Source organism: Allobosea sp. FG18 (assembly GCF_057809495.1).
Genome location: NZ_JBMDKB010000020.1, coordinates 39,288 through 63,004, shown reverse-complemented (window position 1 = coordinate 63,004; position 23,717 = coordinate 39,288). Strand labels below are relative to the sequence as shown.

Annotated in this window: 27 protein-coding genes and 1 pseudogene; 9 read left to right on the top strand and 19 right to left on the bottom strand. The window is 61.9% G+C overall.

Annotation, left to right across the window (positions count from 1 at the left end; genetic code table 11):
* Window positions 1-29: 29 nt before the first annotated feature.
* The gene (locus ACODTJ_RS21080) at window positions 30-209 is read right to left on the bottom strand and encodes a DUF433 domain-containing protein (protein WP_488849830.1); all 180 of its coding nucleotides are present in this window, start codon (window positions 207-209) and stop codon (window positions 30-32) included.
* 1,267 nt (window positions 210-1,476) lie between these two features.
* On the opposite strand from ACODTJ_RS21080, the gene ACODTJ_RS21075 reads away from it, so the two are divergent.
* On the top strand, window positions 1,477-3,774 hold the full coding sequence (locus ACODTJ_RS21075) for a hypothetical protein (protein ID WP_488849828.1): 2,298 nt from the start codon (window positions 1,477-1,479) through the stop codon (window positions 3,772-3,774).
* 85 nt (window positions 3,775-3,859) lie between these two features.
* On the opposite strand, the gene ACODTJ_RS21070 is transcribed toward ACODTJ_RS21075, so the two are convergent.
* The 7 genes and pseudogenes from ACODTJ_RS21070 to ACODTJ_RS21040 form a co-directional block, all read right to left on the bottom strand.
* Window positions 3,860-4,105: a hypothetical protein gene (locus tag ACODTJ_RS21070; RefSeq protein ID WP_488849826.1), complete on the bottom strand. Its 246-nt coding sequence runs from the start codon at window positions 4,103-4,105 to the stop codon at window positions 3,860-3,862.
* Between the two features lie 31 nt (window positions 4,106-4,136).
* Window positions 4,137-5,243 (bottom strand): hypothetical protein, encoded by a 1,107-nt coding sequence (locus ACODTJ_RS21065; RefSeq protein ID WP_488849824.1) that lies wholly within the window; start codon window positions 5,241-5,243, stop codon window positions 4,137-4,139.
* On the bottom strand, window positions 5,240-5,764 hold the full coding sequence (locus tag ACODTJ_RS21060; protein WP_488849821.1) for a hypothetical protein: 525 nt from the start codon (window positions 5,762-5,764) through the stop codon (window positions 5,240-5,242). The genes ACODTJ_RS21065 and ACODTJ_RS21060 overlap by 4 nt, the downstream gene beginning before the upstream one ends.
* A gap of 72 nt (window positions 5,765-5,836) precedes the next feature.
* A pseudogene (locus ACODTJ_RS21055) lies at window positions 5,837-6,988 on the bottom strand (RNA-guided endonuclease InsQ/TnpB family protein); the annotation flags it as partial.
* Complete coding sequence (locus ACODTJ_RS21050; RefSeq protein ID WP_488850013.1) at window positions 6,919-7,068, bottom strand: helix-turn-helix domain-containing protein; 150 nt, start codon at window positions 7,066-7,068, stop codon at window positions 6,919-6,921. The gene ACODTJ_RS21050 and the pseudogene ACODTJ_RS21055, both read right to left, overlap by 70 nt.
* Window positions 7,069-7,152: 84 nt before the next feature.
* Complete coding sequence (locus ACODTJ_RS21045; protein ID WP_488849819.1) at window positions 7,153-8,043, bottom strand: replication initiator protein A; 891 nt, start codon at window positions 8,041-8,043, stop codon at window positions 7,153-7,155.
* Between the two features lie 490 nt (window positions 8,044-8,533).
* Window positions 8,534-9,262 (bottom strand): DUF7168 domain-containing protein, encoded by a 729-nt coding sequence (locus tag ACODTJ_RS21040; RefSeq protein ID WP_488849817.1) that lies wholly within the window; start codon window positions 9,260-9,262, stop codon window positions 8,534-8,536.
* A gap of 103 nt (window positions 9,263-9,365) precedes the next feature.
* Between ACODTJ_RS21040 and ACODTJ_RS21035 the strand changes: the two genes are divergently transcribed.
* Window positions 9,366-10,079 carry a hypothetical protein gene (locus tag ACODTJ_RS21035; protein ID WP_488849816.1) on the top strand — a complete coding sequence of 238 codons (714 nt, stop codon included), beginning with the start codon at window positions 9,366-9,368 and terminating at the stop codon, window positions 10,077-10,079.
* 5 nt (window positions 10,080-10,084) lie between these two features.
* Here ACODTJ_RS21035 and ACODTJ_RS21030 read toward each other — a convergent pair whose 3' ends face one another.
* The 3 genes from ACODTJ_RS21030 to ACODTJ_RS21020 form a co-directional block, all read right to left on the bottom strand.
* Window positions 10,085-10,549 carry a hypothetical protein gene (locus ACODTJ_RS21030; protein WP_488849814.1) on the bottom strand — a complete coding sequence of 155 codons (465 nt, stop codon included), beginning with the start codon at window positions 10,547-10,549 and terminating at the stop codon, window positions 10,085-10,087.
* Between the two features lie 533 nt (window positions 10,550-11,082).
* Window positions 11,083-11,316 carry a hypothetical protein gene (locus ACODTJ_RS21025; protein WP_488849812.1) on the bottom strand — a complete coding sequence of 78 codons (234 nt, stop codon included), beginning with the start codon at window positions 11,314-11,316 and terminating at the stop codon, window positions 11,083-11,085.
* On the bottom strand, window positions 11,309-11,710 hold the full coding sequence (locus ACODTJ_RS21020) for a hypothetical protein (protein WP_488849810.1): 402 nt from the start codon (window positions 11,708-11,710) through the stop codon (window positions 11,309-11,311). The genes ACODTJ_RS21025 and ACODTJ_RS21020 overlap by 8 nt, the downstream gene beginning before the upstream one ends.
* Window positions 11,711-11,796: 86 nt before the next feature.
* Between ACODTJ_RS21020 and ACODTJ_RS21015 the strand changes: the two genes are divergently transcribed.
* Both ACODTJ_RS21015 and ACODTJ_RS21010 read left to right on the top strand, forming a co-directional pair.
* The gene (locus ACODTJ_RS21015; RefSeq protein WP_488849808.1) at window positions 11,797-12,354 is read left to right on the top strand and encodes a recombinase family protein; all 558 of its coding nucleotides are present in this window, start codon (window positions 11,797-11,799) and stop codon (window positions 12,352-12,354) included.
* A gap of 13 nt (window positions 12,355-12,367) precedes the next feature.
* The gene (locus ACODTJ_RS21010) at window positions 12,368-13,063 is read left to right on the top strand and encodes a hypothetical protein (RefSeq protein WP_488849806.1); all 696 of its coding nucleotides are present in this window, start codon (window positions 12,368-12,370) and stop codon (window positions 13,061-13,063) included.
* Between the two features lie 146 nt (window positions 13,064-13,209).
* Here ACODTJ_RS21010 and ACODTJ_RS21005 read toward each other — a convergent pair whose 3' ends face one another.
* Complete coding sequence (locus tag ACODTJ_RS21005; RefSeq protein ID WP_488849804.1) at window positions 13,210-13,641, bottom strand: hypothetical protein; 432 nt, start codon at window positions 13,639-13,641, stop codon at window positions 13,210-13,212.
* Window positions 13,642-13,801: 160 nt separating this feature from the next.
* On the opposite strand from ACODTJ_RS21005, the gene ACODTJ_RS21000 reads away from it, so the two are divergent.
* The 4 genes from ACODTJ_RS21000 to ACODTJ_RS20985 all read left to right on the top strand — a co-directional run bounded on the left by ACODTJ_RS21000 (window position 13,802) and on the right by ACODTJ_RS20985 (window position 17,846).
* Entirely contained in the window at window positions 13,802-15,400 is a 1,599-nt protein-coding gene (locus ACODTJ_RS21000; protein WP_488849802.1) for an extensin family protein, read from the top strand.
* A gap of 37 nt (window positions 15,401-15,437) precedes the next feature.
* Window positions 15,438-15,947 carry a hypothetical protein gene (locus tag ACODTJ_RS20995; protein ID WP_488849800.1) on the top strand — a complete coding sequence of 170 codons (510 nt, stop codon included), beginning with the start codon at window positions 15,438-15,440 and terminating at the stop codon, window positions 15,945-15,947.
* Window positions 15,948-16,059: 112 nt separating this feature from the next.
* Window positions 16,060-17,553 carry an RNA polymerase sigma factor RpoD/SigA gene (locus tag ACODTJ_RS20990; RefSeq protein WP_488849798.1) on the top strand — a complete coding sequence of 498 codons (1,494 nt, stop codon included), beginning with the start codon at window positions 16,060-16,062 and terminating at the stop codon, window positions 17,551-17,553.
* A gap of 29 nt (window positions 17,554-17,582) precedes the next feature.
* Window positions 17,583-17,846 carry a hypothetical protein gene (locus ACODTJ_RS20985; protein WP_488849796.1) on the top strand — a complete coding sequence of 88 codons (264 nt, stop codon included), beginning with the start codon at window positions 17,583-17,585 and terminating at the stop codon, window positions 17,844-17,846.
* Here ACODTJ_RS20985 and ACODTJ_RS20980 read toward each other — a convergent pair.
* Together ACODTJ_RS20980 and ACODTJ_RS20975 are read right to left on the bottom strand one after the other, a co-directional pair.
* The gene (locus ACODTJ_RS20980) at window positions 17,843-18,217 is read right to left on the bottom strand and encodes a hypothetical protein (RefSeq protein WP_488849794.1); all 375 of its coding nucleotides are present in this window, start codon (window positions 18,215-18,217) and stop codon (window positions 17,843-17,845) included. The genes ACODTJ_RS20985 and ACODTJ_RS20980 overlap by 4 nt on opposite strands.
* A gap of 11 nt (window positions 18,218-18,228) precedes the next feature.
* On the bottom strand, window positions 18,229-18,909 hold the full coding sequence (locus tag ACODTJ_RS20975; protein WP_488849792.1) for an AAA family ATPase: 681 nt from the start codon (window positions 18,907-18,909) through the stop codon (window positions 18,229-18,231).
* 1,306 nt (window positions 18,910-20,215) lie between these two features.
* On the opposite strand from ACODTJ_RS20975, the gene ACODTJ_RS20970 reads away from it, so the two are divergent.
* The gene (locus tag ACODTJ_RS20970) at window positions 20,216-20,815 is read left to right on the top strand and encodes a hypothetical protein (RefSeq protein WP_488849790.1); all 600 of its coding nucleotides are present in this window, start codon (window positions 20,216-20,218) and stop codon (window positions 20,813-20,815) included.
* Window positions 20,816-20,823: 8 nt separating this feature from the next.
* Here ACODTJ_RS20970 and ACODTJ_RS20965 read toward each other — a convergent pair whose 3' ends face one another.
* From ACODTJ_RS20965 to ACODTJ_RS20945, 5 genes are all read right to left on the bottom strand, one after another.
* Window positions 20,824-21,183: a hypothetical protein gene (locus ACODTJ_RS20965; RefSeq protein WP_488849788.1), complete on the bottom strand. Its 360-nt coding sequence runs from the start codon at window positions 21,181-21,183 to the stop codon at window positions 20,824-20,826.
* Window positions 21,180-21,755, bottom strand: a complete 576-nt coding sequence (gene scpB, locus ACODTJ_RS20960; RefSeq protein WP_488849786.1) for an SMC-Scp complex subunit ScpB — start codon at window positions 21,753-21,755, stop codon at window positions 21,180-21,182. Before scpB ends, ACODTJ_RS20965 begins: the two co-directional genes overlap by 4 nt.
* Entirely contained in the window at window positions 21,752-22,519 is a 768-nt protein-coding gene (locus ACODTJ_RS20955) for a segregation and condensation protein A (protein WP_488849784.1), read from the bottom strand. The genes scpB and ACODTJ_RS20955 overlap by 4 nt, the downstream gene beginning before the upstream one ends.
* 79 nt (window positions 22,520-22,598) lie before the next feature.
* Window positions 22,599-23,222, bottom strand: a complete 624-nt coding sequence (locus ACODTJ_RS20950) for an outer membrane protein (protein ID WP_488849782.1) — start codon at window positions 23,220-23,222, stop codon at window positions 22,599-22,601.
* Window positions 23,223-23,352: 130 nt separating this feature from the next.
* Window positions 23,353-23,697 carry a hypothetical protein gene (locus ACODTJ_RS20945; RefSeq protein ID WP_488849781.1) on the bottom strand — a complete coding sequence of 115 codons (345 nt, stop codon included), beginning with the start codon at window positions 23,695-23,697 and terminating at the stop codon, window positions 23,353-23,355.
* Window positions 23,698-23,717: the final 20 nt, after the last annotated feature.

Genomic DNA, 23,717 nt, shown 5'->3' with positions numbered 1-23,717 from the left:
ACGGATGATCCATCTGGATCACGCGCGCATCAAGGATCGCTCTTGCCCGATCCACCGGCGAGGTTGAGTTCGCGTTCCCATCGCCTCGCAGCTGCCACCGCGTTCTTTGGCAAGGTCGGGTAGGCCTTTATGATGGCTTCTTCGGACACACCTGCCTCGAGGTTGACGAGAACGGTATCGACGGGGATGCGGGTGAAGGGAGCCGTCAAAAAATCCGTATTTCACTCCCCCGCAATTGCCAAAATCCTGAGGAGGAGCGCGGGCCGGTATTGCCAAAAGCGTGCGCCAAAAAGGCGCGGACGGCTAAGAAAATCGCTTCAAAACAGAGATTTACGCACGAATTCGAGAAAGAGAGAGTGGGTGTGACAAACCGTACATCACTCCCTATGCGGCCGTCGGAGCGCCCGTGGTTGGGAGAGCATTTGGCTCCGGTGCGAGGTGTCGCAGGTTCAAGCGCGAGCCAAATTTAAGGGGTCGAGGACGCCGCTGCCAAAAATACCGTACATCGGGCCGAATTTGGAGTCGTTCGCCGGGAGTGACCTGGCGCATCCGACCCCAAAATGGGTCATTGCCGCCATGGGAAGGCGCAAAATCGTCCCCAAAGCCACTGTCAAAAATTCCGTGGAACACTCCCTTGATAGCTGAGCCTCCGCCGGATCGGGTAATCCGACTCTGCATCATGTCCTCGGCCGCTCAACGACGGCAATTCGTCGGAAAAGTGGACTCTGGCGCTGGGATGCGGCCTCTTTGGCGGGCCAGGGACATTGCCAAAAATACCGTACTTGATGCCCAGGAGGCATTGCCAAAAAGCCGTCCGAGGCTCGGTCGAACGAATCGGGACGGGGTCGAGAATCGGCGACTGTCAAAAATACCGTGGATCACTCCCGTTCCGATTGCCAAAATCGAGTCTCGGAGCTGACCGAGTCGCTCCAAGCGGCTGCGATGGGCCTTCACGCCGACCCATTCACGTTTGCCAAAAGCCCGTACTTCAATCCGGGCGGCGCCGTACTTCGATCTGACGGCGCCGTACTTCAATCCGGCAACGCCGTATTTCGATCCGGAGGCGTTTCGCTAAGAGACTGACATCCCGCTCTGAATCCCAGTCAACAGAGCCTAAAACCTAAGAGAAAAACTGGAGAAACGGATTCTCTAAAACGAGCTCGAACAGCTCTGGTTCATTTATATTTTGTTAACCTTTTGAAAGCTCAAATGGGACGCACTCAGTAATTCCATGATTATCGAAGGCTTCCCGCACCTGGTTCCCTAACAGGATGTCCCTAGGTGATGCGGGCGAGCGATCTGGACTGCGCTCGAAGCCCTCGCCAGCCACATTAGGGCTGGGAAAAGGCAGGAGCGAAAAGCCTGCGCTTCGATAGAATTGCGTGGACGGCCGGACGAAACCCTTCATGGATCTCGGGTCATATTGGTAAGGAATATGCACTTGGTTCTTTCGGCCGTTGCCGAAATGGAGGTCTGATGTCCGTTGAAATTGCCGTTCGCCACAGCTTTGCTCCCGGATCCCACGGCCACCAGCTGGTCGGGATCATGAAGGAGTTCGCTGGGACGATCGATAATTTCGTCTCGACGGTCGGAGATGAGCACATCGCCCGCTTTGAGGTGGTCGCAAGCCTCGATTTCGAGGACGAGGTCGTCGAGCAAGAGGATGTCCTCGATTTCATCGAGGCCCTCCGCGCCCATGAAGGGCAGGCCGGCATCGTTCTGTCTGACACCGACAGCGATATCCCTCAATGGGCGATGCTGATCGTTCCTCGCCTTGAGATGATCTTCGACAAGCGGGGTATGCTCGTTCACGCACGCTGCGATTATCAGGTGGTGGGCGGCTTCGGGGAAATCGAAGTCGAGGACGAAGATGAAGATGGGGTGCAGCCCGAACTGCGCGCGCTCTTCGCCTTCGCTGTCGGCGTCAGCCCGGTCCTCGAACTCTGGAAGCACGTCATCGGAGAGGGGATACCTGCCTCGGCGGTTATGGAGCACCATATCGTCACCAAGGCCGACCTCGAACCCACGCTCGCGCAGGCGGTGCGGGATGTGCTGCGACTGGTCATCGAAGGTGCCAGCTCCTTTGGCCCTCAAGCCGGTCCCTTCGTCACCATCGACGAGATCAATTGGGGAGGAGACGCGCAAGGACAGGCAGAAGAGCTGCGCCAGCAGGCCCTTCATCAGCAGACGACGCTTCCCACGCAGTGGCTGTCCCCGATCACCTCGGAAGGAAGCCCCCGCTTCGGCTACATCGACGAAGAGAATTGCTGCCGCAGCTGGGTTGCGACAAACGACGATGAGCTCGGCGAGCTCCGGTCGCTCTCGGGATGGCGTCATGGCAACCCGTGCGCGTTGATGGCAACGGAGGACGGCAGCTATCACATCGCCGTCGCCTCGTTGTCGGGAGAAGGGGCCGGATCGTATCCGATCGCGGTCTACGCCCAGAGGCTCTCGCTCGAATTCGAAACCCATGAGAGTTGGGACGCGGTCAATCTCTCGCTGGAATGCGACCAGGTTTGGGGTGATCACGACGATCCGGATTTCATCGCCCACATGGCTGAGCACATGGCGGAGTTCGCCAAAAAGCTCGCTCGGAACGCCTTCCTGCGTCCGACCGGCGTCCCGCGCAGGCTCCGCCTGACAATTCACGCCGATGAAGCGCTGCTCGACGAGATCGAGGGGTACGTCGAAGAGATTGAGGTCGATGTTCGGGCCTTCGCCGCCCTCTGCCCGGGCGAGAACATGCTGGAATCCCTCGACATCGATTATATCGTGCCGAAGGTCGTTATCGATGACGGTATGTCGCCACTCGCCGTTCACGCTCTCCCGAAAATCGTCTCCCTCCCCCTCGATCTTGAGGAGCGGCTTGACGATCTCGGCGATGTCGAAGGAGAGGGCTGGAACGCGCTCGATCTGGATCCAAGCTCGACGACCTTCGTGAAAGGCCGCTGGCTGACCGCAGGTGAAATCGCAGGCAAGCCGACCCGCCTGCCCTTCATCGTCTTCAAGAGCAACCGCTCTGGTGAGGTGGTCGTCTACTCGACACTGTCGACGAAGAAGGCGCCCGGTCTCCCGAGCTCGCTCGGGAAATCAATGATCGGTGATCTCGGCACCGCTACGCTGATCGGCATGATGGAGGCCGGCAGCGGGATCATTTGGGAAGGCAAGGCGCCGGCGCGACCGAGGTCCAAGTCCCGCGCTTTCATCGACCTCATCGCAAAGACGTTCCCCGACGATCGCTTCTCATTGGTGCCCTTCAAACAGGCCTATTTCTCGACGGCGTTGCAGGGCTCGCCTGTGATCTCAGAGATCATCGTCGATGCGCGGATGCCCGCGGCTGAACGCCGGCACGTCATTGGGTGCCTCGAGGAGAAGCCTGGTCGAGGGCAGCGATCCCGGATCGTAACGGTTCCGGACGTCCCTTGGACGCCGGCAAATCTGGAGGCCGCTCTAGGTGAGATGCTTGCTGATTATGCGATGGGCGCCGCGCTCGCATCGCGTGACGGCTCCGAGGGAGAGGATTTCAACGACTTTCTGGCGCTGATCCGTGGCGTCTCCTATGCGGTCGCCAGTACCCTGATCGGCAGTGGTTCTCCGCTCTCCCTGGCGACGACGAGCTTCCTGCTGAATGTCCATGGGTCCAGCAGCCTTGCCGACGAGGTGTTCAGGCAGCTCGCGCGGCTGGATATGAAGTCACTGCGATCCGTCGACGACACCATCGAACTCGTCCACGGGGTGCTGAGCAACGCGATGGAAGCCGACCTGGAGATCTAATTGGGTCTGCCAAAATCGCCGTACATCACTCTTTCGGCTATTGCCAAAAATCCGAGCCTCGCGGGTCGGATGCGAGCCGCGTCAGTCAAGGCCCGAAGGATGAAAGCTCTTCGGCAGATCGCGCTCGGACGAGCTCTGGGTCAGGCCCGATCAGGGTTCCCGTGGCGGTATCGACCCACCAGTCGTCCTGGTCTCGATGTACGGTTCCGCTATCGATCAGCGCCTGCATGCCATCGCGATAGGCCTCCCAGCGGCGCGTGAACTCGACTTCGTCGGCCTCGCTGTCGCCAAGGTCCGCAGTTTCGAAGCTGGGCCAATTCGAGTTCGTCATTGGGAGATCCGTGAATTGCGAGGGAAGCGTTTCAGAGGGTCGGCGCGGGCGCGGCGTGCCCTGGTGCCGGTGGAGGCGGCAACGCGGCGAGGGACACGCTAAGCAGCTCCGTGAACTCTCTCACGAAGTCTTTGAGAGGCTGACCAGGCTGCCACGACAGGTAGATCCCGTGGTGGTCGCGATCGGTCCGCACGCGGTCGTCCGAGTGAGCGCCGGATAGCGATGCCAGGAAAGTGTCGGCGCGGCGCCACTCGTCGAACGAGGGGGTGCCCCAGACCAGACCGAGCTCGGCGATCTCAGCCTGCTGATAGGCGCCGACGGTGGCGCGCAGCCGCCCGATCCGTCCCATGACTTCGATCTGAACGAGGCGACCGGCGTGCGTGAAGCGCGCTTCGGCGTGATCCTTGTCGCCGATCAGCTGCACCTCACCAGGGAGTGATTTGCCGAGCGCGTCCGCGGCGGCTTCCAGAACCGCCCGCCGGTCAGAAGACAGCTTCAGCTTCCCTGCCTGGGTTCGAATGCCCCCGACACGAGCAAGCTCGGCGTCGGCGTCGAAACCAGGCCCATTGACGACACCAGCGGGCCAATCGACAACCGCGGCGTCCGTGCACGGCGGAAGCATGACGATGTCCTCAGGGGTGAGAGCCAGCCAGCTCCAGGAGACCGAGCGTGCCGAGCTCTCGTAGCTGTTGCGATACACGATGCCATCGTGCCCGGTCTCCTTGAGGCCCTGACGGAACAGGTCAAGGATGGCTCGACGCTCGTAGAACTCCCGCGGCAGAAGCTTGCGGATCTCGGCTTGGATGCCGGCCGGCAAGAAGCGACGCAGGGCTCCGATCAGATAGTCGCCGGTCCAGGCACGAGGATCGTCGGGAAGAAACACGGGGTTGGCAATTTTCAGCGCCACTGGGATCAGCCGATCCGGACCGGGCGCCGCCTTGATCTCGGCCACGTTCAATGTCTGCAGCCGGCGCTGAGCCTGTCGGCGGGATCCGAAATGGAAGCCCAGGTCGGAGGTGGATGCAAAGCGATCGAAAGCGTGTCGTGTCCCGTGCCAGAGCACCAGGGGTCGGCCGGCGGCATCGGCCGCCCGAGTGCCCAGCAAAATCGCCGACTGCTGATCGGAGAGCTCGGTCACGGCACGAGACCCGGCGTCGAGGGGGCGAGGCGATCGGCGACACCGGCTGCGGCCGCAAGATCGTTGAGAAGCGCGAAGGGAACAGCGGTCCGGTCCGCCGACAGGATGGCGCTCACTGCGGGGCGCGAGTGAGGGTCTGCATTGCTCGCGGCGCGTTCCAGCCGAGACAGCGCCTCCTGATCGACGTCGACGACCTCATCGTCCTCATTCACCTGCGAGTCGTAGAAGACATCCAGGACGGCTTTGGCGAGCTCCCTGGCGCTCGCTGAAGGGATCTCCGGGGATCGGCTCGGGAGAACGGTGCCGTGCTGGTCCAGCTCGCCGGCCAGGTCGATGTTGAGGATGCCGCTGGGAAGGTACTGGATGCGGTACCGGAACCGGTGCTCATCATCGGGATCGATGCCAACGATCTCCCCAACTGCTCCAGCCGGCGCATATCGCTCGCCGAAGTCTCCCTCATCCATCACGGGGCGGCTGAAGCGGAGATGGGTTCCCAGGGCGAGCGGATGAGGGTGCGGCATTGATGGATTCCTGGCAGGTGATCCCGCAGGATTTCCGCGCGTACCTGAAAGGCACAAGTTCTCAGGCGGTGACTACTCTCGGCCCTGAAGGACCGAGCTTCGTGCCTTCGCAGGCCTGATTTCCTGTTTCCGGCCACCAGCGCGGCTCGATCCACAGGCCACCCCCGGATGTCCTCCGGTTGATGCGAGCCCGCGCGCCAGGATCGACCTGGCTGCGTTGACATCGGCATTCTCGATGAGGCCGCAATTCGTGCAGACGAACTGCGAGCGGCTGATGCGGCTCTTTGCATCGACCGTGCGGCAGGAGGAGCACTCCTGCGAGGTGTAGGCCGGATCGACGGCGACCAGCCTCGATCCGTACCAAGGCGCCTTGTAGGCGAGCATCGAGCGGATCATGCCCGGCGCAATATCGAGAAGGGACCGGTTCAACCCCGCCTTCTGCCGGGTCCTTGACCCAGGCTCCTCGACAGTGCCTCGTGCGGAAGCCGTCATGTTCCAGACTTTCAAGTCCTCGACGACGATCGTGCCGTGGTTCTTGGCGATAATCGTCGTGGCCTTGTGAGCTGCATCCCTCCTTCGTCTGGCGAACCTCGCCTGCAGGCGCGCGACGCGCCTCAGCGCCTTGGCGCGGTTCCTGGAGCCCTTCCGCCGGCGGGCGACACTCTTCTGAGCTGCTGCGAGCCGCCGGCGCTCATGCGGCGAGACGCGCGGCAGCTGGAAGACAGTCCCGTCCGAGAGAGTGACCGGCTGATCTATGCCCAGGTCGACGCCGACGGCCGGACCAAGGTTCGGGGCTGCCTTCTGCATCTCCTGCTCGACCTGGATCGAGACGAACCAGTCGCCGGCGACTATCGACACCGTGACATTCTTGATCGCTCCCTCGACCGGGCGATGCTGGACGAGCTCCACCCAGCCGGCCTTTGGCAGGAAGATGCGCCGCTCTTTGAGCTTGATCTGCTTTGGGTCGGGATAGCGGAAGGACTCGTTTTCGCCCTTACGTCGGAACGTGGGATAGCGGCTCCGCCCCTCGAAGAAGTTCGTGAAGGCGCGATGCAGATCCCGGATCGCCTGCTGCAGCGGGTGATGAGGCACATTCCTCAGCCATTCCGCCTCGCGCTTCAGCTCGGTTAGTCCATCGCACTGATCCGCGTAACTCAACCGCCGCGGCGCGCTCCGATGGAACTCCAGGGTCTTTTGATCGAGGCACAGGTTGTAGACCATCCGGCAGCATCCGACCGTCGGAAAAGACCCGCCTGATCCTGGCTGGGATAAATTCGGAAGCGATAGGCCTGCTGGCGCAGCATGTGAAAGAAGCTACGTTCGATTCCTTGTTCCGGCAAGCTCACCGGATCGCCTTGCTCGGCCCTAAACGACCGGGCTTGCGGAGATCAGGCGGTCAAGGCGATCCTACGCTCCTGCCGGGCGGTAGGCCGGCATCGCATGTGGAGAAGCTTCTCCTTGCGACCTTCCTCGATCTCCAGATCGTAGTCCGGGAACGCCTCCAGCTTCGACGCGGCGACAATCTCTTCGATCGCAGTTCTGAACTTCGAGGTCGGCAGCTTCGAGCCGGAGCGCTTGCGCAGTTCGGAGAGAGAATAGCGGGCTTCGGTTTCACCTGCAGCTTTGCGGGCGAGACGATAGACGAAGCGCGCGATCGGCCGGGTGATGAGGAAGTAGTCGGGATTGAGGGTCAGAATGGTCGGCTTGCCGTCCGGACGGACGACGCCATTATAGACGAAGTCGGGGATCTCGATCTCAACCAGGTCGATGCGGTCCTGATTGGTTCTGGAGACGACGCGGTAGCGGCCGATCATCGGTGTCGCTTCGGTGTCGCGGCGCGATCCCTTGGCGTCCTTCGTCAGGCTGGTGATCTTGATACGCGTCGCCTGGAGGCGGTCGAGCGCCTTTTCCAGATCGATGTACTGCTTGCCACCGAGCTCGCGGCGGCAGAAGCGCAGGATGTCGGAGGCGGCCGGGCGGTAGACGCGCGGAGGCAAGGACGGGCGAAGCCCTTTGCGCTCGTCGATATGGTACTGCCGCATCGCATCGGCGAGGTACGAGATCATGTTGATGACGATGTCGTAGTCCCACGCAGTGGCGAGACCGACCTGAGCACCGCCCTCGATGCGAATGATGGCGTCCTTGAGCTCGTAGGTGATGACGCCGGCGGTCGACGATTTCGACAACGTGAAGGGCGCGATATCGAGCAGAGAGAATTCGTCCTTGATCGGCGCGTCATGCACCTGCGGGACGAAGAACTCCATCTGCGGGTTTTCCACCGGAGGATCCCGCATGATCGCAGGGTCGTGCTTGGATCGCCCTGTATCGGCCTTGGTTGGGATCTCGTGTCGCGTGAGAATGCAGATCTCTTCGGCGCGAATTGCGTCCGACATGCGCTGGAGCGCCTGTCGGATCCCCGGCGACTGAACTTCTTCCAGCTTCAGTTCTGAGATGGTGCGTCGGGCGTAATACCGGCGCAACCGACTGAGCGACTCTTTGTCGAGGGAGCGGCAGTCTTCGGGAGCCTCTCCGTCCAAACTCTGGATCTGGCGCGCTACATCCTGCAGATACGCGTTCTTCTCGTGGAGCGAGAGCTCCGCGAATTCGGAACGGGGTAGCAGGGGAATGCGCTTTGGTGCCGCCATGACCTCACATTGCCACCCGCTGAATCAGGAGGCCCCGAGCGGCTGACTGGTCGGGTCTGGAAGCGATCCCGAATCAGCGCTCGTCGCGCATGATAGCAAAAACCTCGCGCGCGAAGCTGGGCCGTTAGTTCGACTGATCCGAGAGCATGCGGGCGACGCCGGATCCAGTCAGGCCGGCGTTGAGGGAGATGTCGTTTGCGGCACTGACCCCGGCCTCGTAGCCAGTATCATGGCTCAGGCTGTCACGACCGTTTCGGGTGTAGCGCAGGCTGACACCGGTTCCCTTCATCGCCGCGTCAACGATGTCCATCTTGCGGAGGATCAGGCCTTTGCCGATGGCCTTCTGGCGCGCCCAAGTGATCTCGTTGATCCGCCGGCAGAGCGTGTCGGTCAGGCCGTCCATGAAGGCAATGTGGCGCCGGCGGCGCACGTTCGGCCTGAGAAGGATCATGTCAGCGAGAAGCTGCTCCGAGTGCGAGTTCATGGCCCGCGCGCACACCTCCAGGAGGTAGACCGCGATGGCGACGTCAGCCTCGTGGCCGAAGAACGTCTCGATCGAGGATTTCATCGCCGTCTTGTGCGACGTCCAATTCTTCGTGTCAGTGAGCTTGCCGATCGCGTTGGCGACACGCCACAGCCGGGCGGATACGACTTCCTGGTCGGAGCGGAATTCCTCGCTGACGAACTCGTCTTTTGGGGCTTCTTCAAGCTCGTCCGCCTGGATGCCATAGCGCTCAAGCAGCTCCGCGGCCTTTGCTGCGGCCGCGGAGGCTTCGGCCTCCGAACAAGAATTCTGGATCGTTTTCGCGCGGAGTGCGCGAATGATGTCCAAGATGCGCTGACGGTCCTTCATGACGGCTCTCGATTCCGATGTCGAAGCATACCGTGGATGAAGGATTGAAGCGCTTGATCAATGCATCCCGTCTGCGGATTTTGGTGGATGAAGGAGACATTCCATGCCGATTCCATCTCTGCCCGCCTATTACCAGCCCCAGGTCTGGGTCGACGATCACGCGCTTCCCGACGGGCCGAAGACGCAGTTTGACGCGGCGGATGCGCTGTTCACGTTGGCGAACGAGCCGTTCAAGGCCGCGGTGCAGTCGATTCTGGACGGCAACGTCCGCAACCTCGATCCCGTCGGCGAGGCAGCTGTGGAGGAGAGCTTCAATGGTCCGTTCTACGTCCGCATCGAGCGTGATGATTTCGAGACCTGGTGCCGGAAGCTGCAGCTCAATCCCGAGGAAGTCGGCAACTACGAGCTGGGTTACAGGAAGGAGCTCCTGAAGACGCTGGAGTCGGCTCATTTCACCGAGATCGCGGACTGGCGCCTCAAGAACGACGACGGCAGCGAGCTGTCAGCCGATCAGCAAATGCCCTGGCCTGTGACGATTTCGGCGGCGCTGGACGGCGGAATCCTCATTGGTGCGACGGCGCCGGATGGTACGGTTCGCGAGCTTCTCATCGAAATCGATCAGGGGCGTTTCAAGGTCGGGGCCTATCTCGACCAGACCGTGGCCGAGGAGCCGACGGTCATGCACGTCCTCGACGACGGCGTCGTGGTCAGCCACGGCCGTGCCCTGACGAAATACGTGCCCGGCGAGGACGGCGGCGCAAGCGTCTCGGACCTCCCCGAGCTCTACGGCGCCCCTGCCCCGGGCTTCCGGCCTTGATACCGCTATTTTGTCGGGGCTAACGCCCCGTCGCACTTATCGGGTTGCCCGCCGACAGCTCGACACAGCTGGTTCAGCAGTGTCCTCTGGTCTTCCCTGAGGACGCGGTTCGTCTCCGCGATCTCTGCGCGTATCGCTTCGCCGCTCGCTATGGTGGCGATATCAATCTCGGTGATGCAGCTCGCGTAGTGCCATTCATCAACGAACGCTTTGCACTCGTTGATGAAGTTCGAGACGGTTCCGCCGTACTCACTAGGGCAAGTGAAATCAAACTTCTTGACCGGGTTGCCGGTATGTTTGCAGGTCGCCTTCATTTCCAGGCGTCTTTCTGTGACGCATTCCGTGATCAATTTCGCGCGGCACATCTCGTCCCGGACCCCGATTTTTGTGGGCTCGGACAGGGCAGCGGAGTGCATCATCCCCAATGTCGCAATGGTCGCCGCAAGCCGCACGAAGAAGCTCTCGTTCATCTCATCGGCCCTCAGCTTGGAGTTATTCGGCCATCTATTTCTTTGCGGGGATGGTCTCGTCGCACCGCTCGGGATGATCGCCAACGGATTTGCACAGCTGGTTGAGTAACGCCCGCTGATCCTCGCGGATCGCGCGGTTGGTCTCACGCATCTCTGCCAAGATTGCTCCCAGGTCGACTTTAACAAGGCACTCGTTGGGCCTCGTGTTATCGAATTGCGCAGAGCAGGAATCGACGTGGGTCTTATTATCGTCGGTTTCCGCGGGAACAGACGTTTGGCGACAGTACGTCGGATTGATGGTCTTATCGCAGGCTGCCTGGTAGGCGTTGATGACACAAGCCCGTATGGCTCGCGCCCGACATTCCAGATCTCTGACTGCGAAGGACTGAGCCCGCGCAGAGAGGTCAGAGAAAGCGATGCTCGCGTAAAATGCCACTGATAGCGACGCAGCCCAATATCTGAACCGTGCCATATGAACCCCCTGCCCTGCTCAGTGCAGATTTGCAGGTATCTGACGCAGCGGCAAGGTGGCTTCAGTCGCCGGCCTCGGCGAGGCGCGCGCGGCCGGCGTCGGTGATCTCGTAGCCGCCATGGCGGTAATCTTCGAGAAGCTCGGCGCCGACGAGTGCGCGAGCGTTGCGATCCCAAGAGACCCGCTCGAAGCCCAGCAAATAGGGGCGGTCGACGAGCCCGAGCTTGTGACCGGCCGCGGTCCTCAGGATGCGCAGCCGGTTCTCTGTTAGGCGAAGTGGCTTGGCGTCAGCCATAAACGATGTCGCCGAGCACGATCATCTGCAGGAGCACGTCGCCGGTCGTGCTGTCGCCCTGATCGGTGAGCATGTCGCTGAAGTGCTGCGGAGCCTTCGTGGCCATCAGTTCGAGACCGCGCTGGAGGTCCTTGTTGGTGATCTCCCGGACGGCGGCGCCATTGCCCTCGGCCTTCTTCGGATCGTCGAAGCGAAGCTTCGCCTTGAAGGGCTGCCGGAACACCTCTTCGTGCCCGTACCAGACGAGCTTGCTATCGGGCTTGCGGAAGCCCTCCACAAGGTTGTCCTCGCGCAGCCAGTAGTTGGCGCCCCCCTCGAAGCCGCTGATCAGCGTGTTGTGGATCTTGGACATCGAGACGGGGATCGAAATGGACAGACAGTCACTCTTACTCATGGATGCCTCCTGAATTCCTTGGAGTGAGCATTGACATAACTCCTGACATTCGTCAATCAGTGGGTGTGATTAGAAGGAAATGATGGATGAAGATTGGCTATGTCCGCCTCTCTCCGGCGGGGCCTTCCCTGGAAAATCAGCTCGCCGCGCAAAGGAATGCCGGTGTCCATCCATCGATGATCATGCTTGACGACCACCGGTCTGGAGCTCCGTACGCTTTCGAAGGGCGGTCGCTACTGCTGTTCTCGCTGAAAACCGGGGACGAGCTCGTCGTGGCTGCTGCGTCGCGGCTCGGGGTCGGTTTAGATGATGTTCTCGGCGTCCTTGCGGAGGTCGCGCGGCGAGGTGCGTCAATCTTCGATGTCGAGGCGGATCGGCGGTTTACCTGGCATCCTGACGCCGCTGGGATTGTGGATTTCGCCCGGCAAGCAACGAGCGCAGTTCGACTTGAAGTCGTTGCGAGGATGCAGCGCGGGAGAGTGCTTTCGGAGCGCCTGGGCGGTCCAAGGCCAAAACTGGAGGGAGACCGTCTGGAGCGTGCTCGCAGGCTCTGGGAGGACCCTTCAAACCCGGCGGAGGCAATCGCGGGGGAAATGGGCGTCAGCGTTCGGACGCTTTATCGGCGCTTCGGCAATCGGACCTGAGTAGGAGTTGAGAGTGGGCAAGCCTTCCCATAACCCCGGCCGGGGCAAGAAATTCGACCAGATTTTCTACGATGTGGAATCGGTCATCGGCGACGACGAAACCGGGCGGAAAACCACGGTCAAGAAGGTTGTTGTCGACCTGTATTTGCAGAAGAAGCTCAGTCAGAAAGCCTCCGAAGGGCCTGCCGAAACGACTGCTGCCGGGATCCTCGCGGTATGCGATGAAACAGACGATACCGAATTCGGCACCGACATCAATGCCGTGATTGCAGGCATCCGCTCGAAGCTCGACACCGCCTTTCGGATCGCTTGGGAGAAGTGGCTCGTCGTGACGGTCAATCCTGTCCGCGCGTATGGCAAGGACGGCGGTGGTGGCCTTGAGCTGACATGGAAAGAGGTGCAGCGCGGAAAGACGGTCACGGGGGACGTGCTGATGCGCTCCTACAATCTGCACGCTGAATGGTTCAACCGATGGCAGATCGAGCCGTGGCCTGATCAGATCCGGGGCGAGGACGGCCGGATTGTTGCTACGATCCCCGCCAGTCCCGAGAACGAGAAGGCGCTGGAGCGCTTTGTCCAGCAGATCAACGAGCTCCGGAAGCGCTTGGCTGCTCTCGTGGCACCGGGCGAGATCGAACAGACTCTAGCGGCGATCGCCGCCGGCCCGATTACGGCGCTGATCGACGCGAAGCGCGACACCGCTTCATAGAATGGCGTGAGGCTTCTCCAAAACGAAAAGGGCCTCGCGCTAGCAAGGCCCTCTCGATCCCCTTTTGGGATTTGACGCCGATCCCCTCGACTAACCGACGGACGGCATCTTGAACTGGGCGCCTCCGCTTGGGAAGCCCCTTCCCCCTACTCGAACGGCACGAATTTTCCGCAGGCCATCAGGCCTCGGCCGTCCTCGGTCACGAACTGGGCGGTCGGGTCCGAGCACGAGTCGATCAGCATCGGCGGCTTGCCCGGCAGGAACACCCGCATCTCGCAGAGTTGACGGCCGCACTGGCCGCCGCCAACAACCATCGAAAGGGTCGCCGGGCCGTAAGCGGTCTGCACCTGCGCCGAATAATGCGTCATGTTCGCGAAGAGATCAGGCGCATTGCGTTTGATGTCCTCCAGTTCCGGCCAGGCCTTCAGCACCTGCCCATCCTTGATCGCATCCACAGCCTGGAACTTGATGGGCGCGCCGGGGCGCTGACCGGCGCTCTGCGCGAAGGAGGCGGAGCTGCCTGCCAGCATAGCGATGCCGATCGAGAGGTGGGCGAGAAGCGAGAGAGAGCGGCGCATGCGAGAATCCCCGAAACTATGCGCGAACGATACCACAACCCGCCGCTAGCAAAAGGATGTCGACCATTGATCCTTACATTTCGGTGAATAGCGGTCGCGGTCGTTGGAAGCTGCAAGGAATGCGGCTAGCCTGATTCAAAGAATCTTGGCTGGCGGCCCTATGAATCGAATCGCAATCCTTTCGGTGCTCCTTGCGACCTGCATTTCGATCCCTGCTTTCGCGCAGAGTTCGAGCTCGTCGAGCAGCAGCTCCTCCTCCTCCAGCTCGGGCGGTGGCCAGTGCACCGGCGCACAGGCGTTCGCCGACCGGGTCGCCAAGAGCGAGTCCGCAGGCAGCGGCAACTACCAGGCTCGGAACGGCAACTTTTATGGCCGCTACCAGATGGGTCAGTCCGCCCTGGTCGAGGCTGGCTACATGAACCGCAGCGGCGGGTTTACGGGCACGAACGGCGTCAATAGTTGGAGCGACTTTCTCAACAATCCGACCGCGCAGGACGACGCTTACGGGAAATACCTCCAGTCGAACTGGCGCCAGGTGAAATCCTTCGGCCTCGACAAATATGTCGGGCAGACGATGCCAAACGGCGAGACGATCACCGAATCCGGCCTGATGATGTCGATGCAGTTCGGCAACGTCCGCGTTCGGAATTATTTCAACAGCGGGATGCAGTGCTCGGCGGCATCGTCGGACGGCAATGGGACCTGCGTGGGGACCTATATCTCGCGCGGCAACGGCATCGATATCTCGTCGATCACCGGCAGCAACAGCACCGGGGCGGGTGGGAACTCCTGCAACAACAAGAACGAAAATCAGCAGAACGACAACAATCTGGATAAGACGTCGAAGACCTGCCAGCCGACGATCCCTATGCTGCAAGCGATCCCGTGCGAGAAGTATCCCGCGGCGCTTCAGGGCTTCTGCCAGCGCTACAAGCCGCTCCAGATGAATATGAGCGACTGCCAGAAAGCGGAGAAATACGCAGAGACCGCTGCCAAGGGGAACCGCGAGAACGAGTGCTCCCAGCAGACCTTCCGCCGTGGCACCTCGGCCTGGTCCTTCGTGCTCGCCTGCTCGTTCGCGAAGACCGACCAGGGCCAGACCGGCAACAGTGAAGAGGCGAAGAACAACTACTCGAAGTACGCCAAGAACGGTGGCTCCGGCGGCGGTGGCGGTGGCGGCGGTGGCGGCGGTGGCGGCACAGTGACGGGCGCGGCCGATGATCCGAAATGCGTTGAGCGCCTCAAGGGCAAGGTTCCTGACATCAAGGTGCTCGGCCAGATCAGCATCGGATCCTACAACGGTTCGGCATGCACGGTCCCCAGTGCAGTGCGATACCGCGGCAAGGCTGTCGATTTGGGCTCGGAACTTACGATGGATTGCTCGCTGGCTGAGCAGTGGGAGAATTTCGGTGAAGCGGCCAAGGGCATCGGCCTGACGAAGATCAAGTCTCTCGGCACGTTGAGCTGCCGTGGGCAGACCACCAGCGGGTCCAAGCTGTCGGCCCATGCCGTGGGCAAGGCGATCGACGTTTCGATCTTCTATGGCAGCACAACTGGCGACACGAGCCAGTATTATTCGAACCCGAGCGTGAAGCAGTATCTGCAGGGTCAGATGCTGCCGATCGCGTGTGGGAAGTTCCGCGGCGTGCTGGGGCCGGTGTTCTATGTGAACCGCGGCGGCTACAAGCACTATCACTTCGACTCGCGTGACAAGGGGACAACCGAATGCGGCGCGATCGGCGTCAAGCCGGGGGGCTGACCTGATGCGGCTTCCCATCCTCGTCCTGGCTCTCGCTATGCTGGCGCCCCTGCCAGGGCATGCGCAGTTCTTTTTCGACCCCAAGCCTCCGGATCTGGAGGTCGAAGTTGGGCCCGACGAGCTCGCATCCAAGGCCGCCGGCTTCGAGACGATCCAGACCGGTGATTGGCCCGAGGAAGAGCGGACCAAGATGGTGCACGAGCACTTTGTCCTACCGCTCGCGCAGGAGGAAGGAGCATCGAATATCGGCCTGACCGACTATGCTCTCATCGACGTCACGGGCGACGGATTTGCGGATCTGATCCTCTTCCCTCGTATCGTCGACTCGAAGTCGACCTTCAGTGGCCCTTCCGACGGGCCACGCGTCCTGGTCTATGTGTTCGACGGAGAAAACTGGCATCGCGCGCTTGATGCCTACGCCCTCGAAGTGGGGCGCAGGAAGGTCACCCAGCCTGATGGCACGGAGCGGTACGAGCTCGCGCTGATCCACGACAAGGGCTTCGACCGCTATGTTTTGGATGGGCAGTCCTTCAAACGTGCGAACTGACGCGGCCGCGCCCGCGACAATTCTTCGTGCTCCAAGGAATCCGTCGTAGCTTCTCCTTGTGGGACGCATCGGAATCGCGACGATTCCATGTGTTCCGCGGAGCTTGTCAGCGATGGAAGCAAAATTCGGAGATCGGGATGATCTCTCCCGTGCTCGCGTCAAGCGGGATGCTGTCGCGCTCCGCGACGGCCAGGATCCGACACGCCTCTACCTGAACGAGATCGGGCGCAAGCCGCTTCTCTCGCGGGAAGGCGAGCTCGCGTTGGCCATTCGGATGGATTCCGCGCGCACGCGCATCCTGTTCGAGCTGTTCCGGCTTCGGCTTTGTGTCTCGGTCATCCAGGAATGGCTCGATGAGGTCGCGGCGGAGAGGCTGCGGTTGGAGACGATCTTCGCGCTCCGGGAAGCGCAGGCGCCGGTCGATCCGGACACAGCCGATTTTGATGCGCCCTCCCCTGCCCTGGCTGAGCCATCAAGCGACCTTCGGCATCTGCTCGTCGACGCTCTGACGATGATGTCGGCCGCCGGCGATATCGACGAGCAGTCGCGTGTGATGGCCGGGCGTTGGGTGGCTGCGCGCATCGATGCGCTTCGCCTCGAGGAGCTGCTGAAACCGTTCGATGTGGTTTCGGAGCCGATCGAAGGGCTCGGTCGAGCGCTCATCCGGGCAGCATCTGAAGTCGGAATGGCTCGAACTGATTTCGTCGCGACGTGGCGGCGACGTCCCGGGAGCTCCGGAGACGAAACGCTCTCGCATTTGGCGGAACTCTCGCCGGCGTGCGCGGCCGGCGTCGACGACGTCAATCGTGCTCTCGGAACCTGGCAGATGAGTTTCGGCCGCTACTCGATGGCCCGGGAGGCTCTCTCACACGCGAGGCTGGAGCTGAAAACCGCCAAGCAGGAGATGACCGAGTGCAACCTGCGGCTCGTGGTCTCGGTGGCGTGGCCCCTCGTTGAGCGGGGGCTCCGCCTTCTTGATCTCGTTCAGGAGGGCAACATCGGGCTGATGCGGGCGATCGACAAGTTCGATGCCTCCCGCGGCTTCAGGTTCGGCACCTATGCCGTTTTCTGGATCCGCCAGGCTATCTCGCGGGCGCTGTCGGACCAGGCGCACACCATCCGTGTTCCGGTTCACACTGCGGAAAAGGCCTCGCAGGTGAAGCGGGCAACTCAGGGGCTCCGCGACCAGCTGGGCCGTGAGCCAACCCATGAAGAGGTCTCGGTCAGGTCCGGAGTTCCGGTGGAGACGGTCCGTCGAATCGCCTTGCTCGTTCGTGATGTCGTGTCGCTGGACATGAAGATCGGGGATGACGGGGACAACTCGCTCGGCGACCTGGTTGTGGATAGGCACAGCCCCTCCCCCGATGCGATAGCGGCGCAAAGCGAGCTGCGTCGTCTCTTGTCGGCCTCGATGCTCTCGCTTTCAGCTCGTGAGGAGCGCGTTGTTCGAATGCGCTACGGGATCGGTGTGACGGAAATGCACACCCTTGAGCAGGTGGCGGACGGCTTCGGCGTGACGCGCGAGCGTGTCCGGCAGATCGAGGTTCGGGCGCTGTCAAAGCTCAGGGCGCACCGTCGTTCGCAGGACCTCGCCGAGCTGATATAGCTGGAGCAGGCCGATTCGCGAGGTGGTGCATGCGCGACGAGGAACAGGTTTGCGCCGCGCTGGAATGCGTCGTGCGGGTCGGTGACGTCGAAGAAGGTAGGACGGATCGTCCGTCGACCGTGGCCATCCGCGAGCTCGCACTCAAGCAGGGCCTGATTATCTGGCACCCTGTGGCCGGCCGTTTCGTTCTCACGAGCTCTGGCCGCGCGCGTCGCTCACAGCAAAGGGCCAGAGCGACGCAAAGTGTGGTCAGCTTCCCGGTTGATCGCCGGCGGGCCGAGCGCCGGAACTAACCCTCCGCCTTGTCGAGTTTGTTCTGCTGGTAGTAGCGCCAGACGTCGCCGAAGAGGTCTTTGTACGAGAGCCGCATATCCCGTGCATGCTCGATGAAGGAATTGATGTCCTTCAGGTAGAGACGCATGTTGAGCTGCTCGACGGGTTCGCCACCCGGCTGCCTGAGCGAGATTTTCCTCGCTGGCTCCGAACCTGCTGACGTAACAGCAGGCGGGGCGAGGATGCTGTCTGCTTCCCGGCTGACAAACCCCCTCTCTTTTGCAACCTGATCGGCGACTTCGAGAGGCGCGCTCCGGGGGACGGTAGGCTTGATGGCCTCCAGGCCTGTAAAAAATTCAGGGGCCTTTTTCGTCGTTGCTTCAGCGGTCATCGTCGCTCTCCCTAGGCGGCTCGCCGTTGCGAGGCCAGTACGAGTTGCACGAGCTCGTTTGCGATCTCGCGAGCATTGTCGCGAGCGGCCTGAAGGCCGTTGACCCTCTCCTCGTCGAGCTCTTCGAGGGTTTGTCCCCAGGTGAACATGCTTGAGAAGGCGACGCGCTGGTTGAGGTGATTCGTCAGCATCGGGATTTTCTGGGACCGAAGATCCTCGAGGATCAATCGCTCATTGCGGGTCTTCACGACCGTGTTGGTCCTTGTAAGCAGCACGCGGTGGAGGATCTCACGCTTGAACGCCTCCTCCTCGGCTCGGACTAGGTTGAGCGCCTTGGCTGCCTCCTGGGCGTCCACCGAGCTCGCCTGCATCGGGATCACGACGACGTCGGAACGACTAAGCGCCCGGGAAACGAGGAGCGAAGCCGTGCCTTCCAGGTCGATAAAAACGAACTGGACCTTCGCTGCCTGGTCCTCGATCGCACTGATGATGCTCTTTTCGGTCACGTCGCCGATGACGTTGACCGTGCTTGCGGTTTGATCGCGTCTTTTCCAGTTCACGATGGGCCGGTTTGGATCCGCATCGAGGATTGTCACGGTAGCGCCGCCGGCTGCCAATGTGGTCGCCAGGACGAGGCAGCTCGTGGTCTTGCCGCAGCCGCCCTTCGGCGAAGCTACTGAAATTACTGGCATCGCTGAGCCTCCTGCGCGTTCGCCTCGCCTCTTTCTGAGGCCAAATGGTTAACGACGAGTAAATGATAGGCTTCGATTCGGTTGGATTTGATAGGCAATGGGCCCGTTTGGGAGGGGCGAGTTCGCGTTGGGACCCGCCCCTCCCGTAGGGAACGATAGGCGACCATAGGGCACGGGATCAATGCCTACTCTAGTGACCCGTATAGAACGGGAGGAGCTCGTTTCATACGGGGCGATCCCGAATGATAGGATATGATATCATCGCGTATGATATCAGAGGATAGCCGACGCGAGCGTAGCGGACGGGAGCAAACGCGATGCGCTCAGAGCCTAGGGGATGATACGATAACGAACGAGACGAGACGAGCGCATAGCGAACCCTCCCCTAGGGGTTGGGAGCCGACGAAACGGGAGAAGAGGATATAGGCGCCACCTCTCCCGGACGCGCCCGTTTCCTACCGGTCGGGAGGGACTCCTATCGAAGGGGAGGCGCACATTCGCTCCCCTATCCTCGGAGTGCCTCTCGAACTGAACGCTCTCAAAGTGGATGAGCGCGACCACTCCCGGATCATGCGGGACGATCTCAAACTCTCCCGTCGGGGATACACGGCTAGGGGAGGGGACAGAAGGGGCGCGTAGGTGATCCGCGCCTAGTGGAGGCGATCCTCCAGTCCGGGACGATCGCGGATCCGAGAGGAGGATACCCTCCCGTTGGAGATAGGAGCCTACCGGACGTGCTCGTACGCGAGCGTTCAGAATGGGAGCGGACGCTAGCGGAGAGAATGTCGAGCGCCGGTGGTCCAGCCAGAAAACGTCCTCCAACCAAGGCTGGGTCCGACTCGGAGGGCGGTTTGGCCCGTTTGAAGGCCATTCCGACACAGGGCGAGGGCAGTCAAAATGCGGCGCAAAAACAACCACTTAGCCCACAGTTCGCCTGCCTCTAGTGCGTGATTTGGCGGTGCCGGCGTCAAAATGTCTGTGCAAAGCCCGCTGGCGAGGCCTGGGCGAGAGCGAATTCGGGCATGGAAGACGGGTCAGCATTCTCTGGAAGCGGGAGGGGCAGGTGCCGCGAAATTCGCCCATAGCTTTTGCTCCTACCGGTCACCTGAGATCGACCGCGATCAGGTTCCGGGTCGGTCGCTGCGTCCCAGACGTTCTGGCGGATGCCGCATGGCTACGTCGGCGAAGATGCGTGCAGACAGCGCCTCTCCAATCCTTGCGCTCATCGTCGAGCTTGCAAGGCAAGGATTGTAGCGCGATTCCATCATTCCATTGCGCAACCGACGTTCTGAGTTAGGCTTCTCGGATGGACCTCCAACGCCGCAATCTCGAATCGCAGAAGTTGCTTGCCAGCAGACGCACAATCCTTGGCGTCGGAGCCGGATTGGTGGCAGCGAGCACGCTTGGTTGCACCCCGAACAAGGATGAGATGCAGGCGTCGGCCGCGCGCGGAAGTGACCGCGTAGCGTTTCGCGATTCCGTTGCGTGGTTCCACCGCAATTCGGCTTCTGTGAGCATCGCGCTGGTGCCCTTCATGATGACGAAGGAACAGAAGGACGCGGTGCTTGCCTATGGCGGCGTCGAGCCAACCCTTGGCACCTCCGAGAAGATGCTCGAAGTGCGCATCGACCTGAAGGACGATCGGGCGTCGAACCGCATCGTGGCCGAGCATGTCGACCAGGTTCGCCTGACCTTCTGGCACTTTGACGAACCACCGGCAGTTTTCAACTTCAAGAAGGACAGCTGGAAGAGTCCCGAGATCGAGTTGATCAACGTCGACGGTGAGGCGAGGGCAGGTGGGTTCCTGATCGGAACCCTGCGCTCCCAGGCTCTGTATCAGGCTCCACGAGGAGGAACCGACGCGTATTCGGTGAACCTCGGCGGCATCGCGCTGAGCCTGGTCTAGCCGCCGTCCTAGGCCTGGCGGATCGTGCGCAGGTTCTTGACCGCGAAGACGATGAAATCACCGCCCAGGGCGCGGTTGTCGAGCACGTTCGAGAGGCCGGCCGCGTTGAGAACGTGGGCGAGGAGCCGCTGCGCATAGAGCTCGGGCGATCCATGGGAGCGAGCCCAGCGCATCATCAGCGGGGCAATGTCGGAGAAGCGCATGCGAGCGCTGACGCCGACCCGGACTGCGTCGCGTGCCGATCGATGATGACGCAGGATCGCGGCAGCGCGGTCGATTGATTTGCCGCCCTCGGTTGCGAGTGCCTCGAGGCGGTCGAATTCAGCGTCGATGCGAGCGCGTTCTTCAGCGGAAAAGAGGGTCGTCATGTCGAGATCTCGGGGTCTTCGCCCGCATCAGCGCGAGCAGGTGGAAGGGTCAGGAGGCCGGCATCGCGAGCCCGCTCGAAAGCAGCGAGATCCGCGATACCGGCGAGGTTGAAGTGGTCGAGGAAAACCTCGGTCGTGCCCCAGGTAAGGGGCCGCCCCGGACCATCACGCCGGCGGCCAGGCCGCACCAAGTCGGATGCGAGCAGAACGTCGAGAATGCCCGGAGAGAGCTGGACGCCGCGGATGCGTTCGATCTCGGATCGTGTCACCGGCTGGTAGACCGCAATTGTGACGAGGGTTTCGAGCGCCGCTCTTGTGAGGCGAAGCGGCTCGTCAGCGAGCTCTCGCGCCAGGTCCGAAGCCTCTACCGGCGTACGGAGTGACCAGCCGAGCTGTGATTGGTGGAGCTGGACACCACGGCCCTCGTACTCTGCGGCCAGAACACTGAGGACGTCATGCACGGCAGTGGCCCCGTGAGGCATCAAGAGCCTTGCGAGCTCGTCCTCTCGGATCGGGCCGGGCGAGCTGCGGAGCGCAGCTTCAACGACGCATGCGGCTGCCTGGAGGCTCATCGAGCGCCCCCGGTGCTCTTGATGCCGATCGCGAGGTCCTGTTGCTGGACTTCGACCTTGCCCCGCTTGGCGAGTTCGAGAGCGGCAACATAGGTCGAAGCGATCTTCGATCGGGCGTGGATGATATCGACCGATTCCTCGCGGTCGACGAAGGTCAGGATGCTGGCGAACCGGTCGTCAGGGATAAAGCTGTCACCCAGCGCGGCAATTGCCTCTTCGACTGAAAGGGTGACGTGGGGCTTCCTGACGGGCGCCTGAGCGGGTTGGAGCGTATAGCGCGCTTCCCGGACGTATGCGGACAGGATTGCGTGCAGAGAGGCCTCCAGGCGCTTCCCAGGGCCCTTGGCGGCATCGAGGGCGGGGGAGGCGAACCAATCGACCCCGAGCCGCGGGCGGGCCATCAGGGCCTCGCCGATCGACCGGAGCGCATCGAGGCGGCGGAGGCGGACCGCGAGGTCCTCGACAACCGCAGTGGCGGCAGCCTTTTCGTCCTTCGGCGCAGGGAGGAGGATCTTCGATTTCAGGTAGGCCAGATTGGCCATCATCACCAGCCAGTCGGCGGCCAGTTCGAGCCTGAAGCTTTGCGCCGAGTGAACCCAGGCGATGTACTGGTCGACGACGGCGAGGATCGAGATCTGCTCGATCTCGACACGGCGTTGACGAACGAGATGCAGCAGGAGATCAAGCGGCCCTTCGAAGGCGTCGATCGAGATGACCAGGGCTTCCTGGTCGTCATCCGCGCTGTCGAAGAAGGGGTCGGTCATCGTATGTCGCAGATGCGGAGCTCAGGAGGCCATGGGAGGCGACAGAAATCCAGAGCTCCGCACTGTTCCGATCAGCTGATCAGAACTTGTAGGCGAGCCCGACCTTGCCCGTCTGGGTGACGATGTCGGAGTTGATCCCGCTGACCGGCAGCTTGAGGGAGGCGAAATCCGCATCGTAGTCGAGGCGCAGCGCGAAATTCGCGGCGATCTCGCGCTCGACGCCGACGCCGACCTTCAGGCCGCCCTGCCACTTCTTCTCGCTGAGGCCGGCGAAGAGGTCCTTCGCGGTGTAGTGCGAGTAGGCGTAGCCGACCTTGCCGAAGACCATCGTTTCCTTGTCGAACGCATAGCCGATGCGGCCGGCGCCGCCGAAGGTGTGGTCGCGACCGATCGAGAGGAGGCCGACGCCCGGCAGCACGGTGCTGTGCTCGCCGTTGGCGAAGTCGTACGACAGTTCGACGCCGGTGTAGATGCCGGAGCTCGTGATGCCGAAGCCGGCAAAGCCGCCACCGGTGAAGCCCTTCATGCCGAGATCGGTGGAGCCGAAGCCCGGGACGCCGAGAGCGGAGGTCTCGGCACTGGCGGAAACACCGCCGCCGGCGGCGCCGACATAGAAGCCGTAGGGCGACTGCGCATGGGCGGAGACGGATACGGCGGCCAGCGCGAGGAGGCTGGCGGAGGCGAGGACGAGCTTCCTCAACATGATGCAATCCCTTTCCTTCGCCAGGACGATTCCTGAGGCGACTAGATCGAGGAGCGCATCGGTATGAAGGAATGTCAACGCGATCCTTGAACAGGCGCAAGGAATGCGTGGATGGACGTTTGGTCGAAGTTCAGAACTTGAAGGCCGAGCTGTCGCCCATCGAGACCTGCGCCTTCATGACCAGGGGAGGCGGTGAGAATCGATCTCGCACCAGGTTCTGAGCCTCGACCGAAAGCCAAAGCGAGAAGGCGAAGCAGGAAGCCATCGTGATCAGGAGCCGGGCCGTGCCGATCCCTCTGACCGATGTGTCCTGTTTGCGCTTGTTCCGGCGCGGAACCGCTTTGCCGCCGGGCGCGCGGTTCTGGACCCGGCGCTTCGGGGTGGTGTGGGCGGGAGCGACGAAATCCGGGTCGAGCGGCGCTTTCGCACCGTGTCCGGCGTTCGGCTGGCGACGGGGGAGGGGCTTTCGATCCATGCTTCAAGCTACAGCGGCCG

Bases quoted from the DNA above. Each gene is read 5' to 3' on its own strand.
- ACODTJ_RS21075 (WP_488849828.1), top strand. From the start codon at position 1,477: ATGTCCGTTGAAATTGCCGTTCGCCACAGCTTTGCTCCCGGATCCCAC.
- ACODTJ_RS21070 (WP_488849826.1), bottom strand. From the start codon at position 4,105: ATGACGAACTCGAATTGGCCCAGCTTCGAAACTGCGGACCTTGGCGAC.
- ACODTJ_RS21060 (WP_488849821.1), bottom strand. From the start codon at position 5,764: ATGCCGCACCCTCATCCGCTCGCCCTGGGAACCCATCTCCGCTTCAGC.
- ACODTJ_RS21050 (WP_488850013.1), bottom strand. From the start codon at position 7,068: ATGCTGCGCCAGCAGGCCTATCGCTTCCGAATTTATCCCAGCCAGGAT.
- ACODTJ_RS21040 (WP_488849817.1), bottom strand. From the start codon at position 9,262: ATGAAGGACCGTCAGCGCATCTTGGACATCATTCGCGCACTCCGCGCG.
- ACODTJ_RS21035 (WP_488849816.1), top strand. From the start codon at position 9,366: ATGCCGATTCCATCTCTGCCCGCCTATTACCAGCCCCAGGTCTGGGTC.
- ACODTJ_RS21030 (WP_488849814.1), bottom strand. From the start codon at position 10,549: ATGAACGAGAGCTTCTTCGTGCGGCTTGCGGCGACCATTGCGACATTG.
- ACODTJ_RS21025 (WP_488849812.1), bottom strand. From the start codon at position 11,316: ATGGCTGACGCCAAGCCACTTCGCCTAACAGAGAACCGGCTGCGCATC.
- ACODTJ_RS21020 (WP_488849810.1), bottom strand. From the start codon at position 11,710: ATGAGTAAGAGTGACTGTCTGTCCATTTCGATCCCCGTCTCGATGTCC.
- ACODTJ_RS21015 (WP_488849808.1), top strand. From the start codon at position 11,797: ATGAAGATTGGCTATGTCCGCCTCTCTCCGGCGGGGCCTTCCCTGGAA.
- ACODTJ_RS21005 (WP_488849804.1), bottom strand. From the start codon at position 13,641: ATGCGCCGCTCTCTCTCGCTTCTCGCCCACCTCTCGATCGGCATCGCT.
- ACODTJ_RS21000 (WP_488849802.1), top strand. From the start codon at position 13,802: ATGAATCGAATCGCAATCCTTTCGGTGCTCCTTGCGACCTGCATTTCG.
- ACODTJ_RS20995 (WP_488849800.1), top strand. From the start codon at position 15,438: ATGCTGGCGCCCCTGCCAGGGCATGCGCAGTTCTTTTTCGACCCCAAG.
- ACODTJ_RS20990 (WP_488849798.1), top strand. From the start codon at position 16,060: ATGGAAGCAAAATTCGGAGATCGGGATGATCTCTCCCGTGCTCGCGTC.
- ACODTJ_RS20985 (WP_488849796.1), top strand. From the start codon at position 17,583: ATGCGCGACGAGGAACAGGTTTGCGCCGCGCTGGAATGCGTCGTGCGG.
- ACODTJ_RS20980 (WP_488849794.1), bottom strand. From the start codon at position 18,217: ATGACCGCTGAAGCAACGACGAAAAAGGCCCCTGAATTTTTTACAGGC.
- ACODTJ_RS20975 (WP_488849792.1), bottom strand. From the start codon at position 18,909: ATGCCAGTAATTTCAGTAGCTTCGCCGAAGGGCGGCTGCGGCAAGACC.
- ACODTJ_RS20970 (WP_488849790.1), top strand. From the start codon at position 20,216: ATGGACCTCCAACGCCGCAATCTCGAATCGCAGAAGTTGCTTGCCAGC.
- ACODTJ_RS20965 (WP_488849788.1), bottom strand. From the start codon at position 21,183: ATGACGACCCTCTTTTCCGCTGAAGAACGCGCTCGCATCGACGCTGAA.
- scpB (WP_488849786.1), bottom strand. From the start codon at position 21,755: ATGAGCCTCCAGGCAGCCGCATGCGTCGTTGAAGCTGCGCTCCGCAGC.
- ACODTJ_RS20955 (WP_488849784.1), bottom strand. From the start codon at position 22,519: ATGACCGACCCCTTCTTCGACAGCGCGGATGACGACCAGGAAGCCCTG.
- ACODTJ_RS20950 (WP_488849782.1), bottom strand. From the start codon at position 23,222: ATGTTGAGGAAGCTCGTCCTCGCCTCCGCCAGCCTCCTCGCGCTGGCC.
- ACODTJ_RS20945 (WP_488849781.1), bottom strand. From the start codon at position 23,697: ATGGATCGAAAGCCCCTCCCCCGTCGCCAGCCGAACGCCGGACACGGT.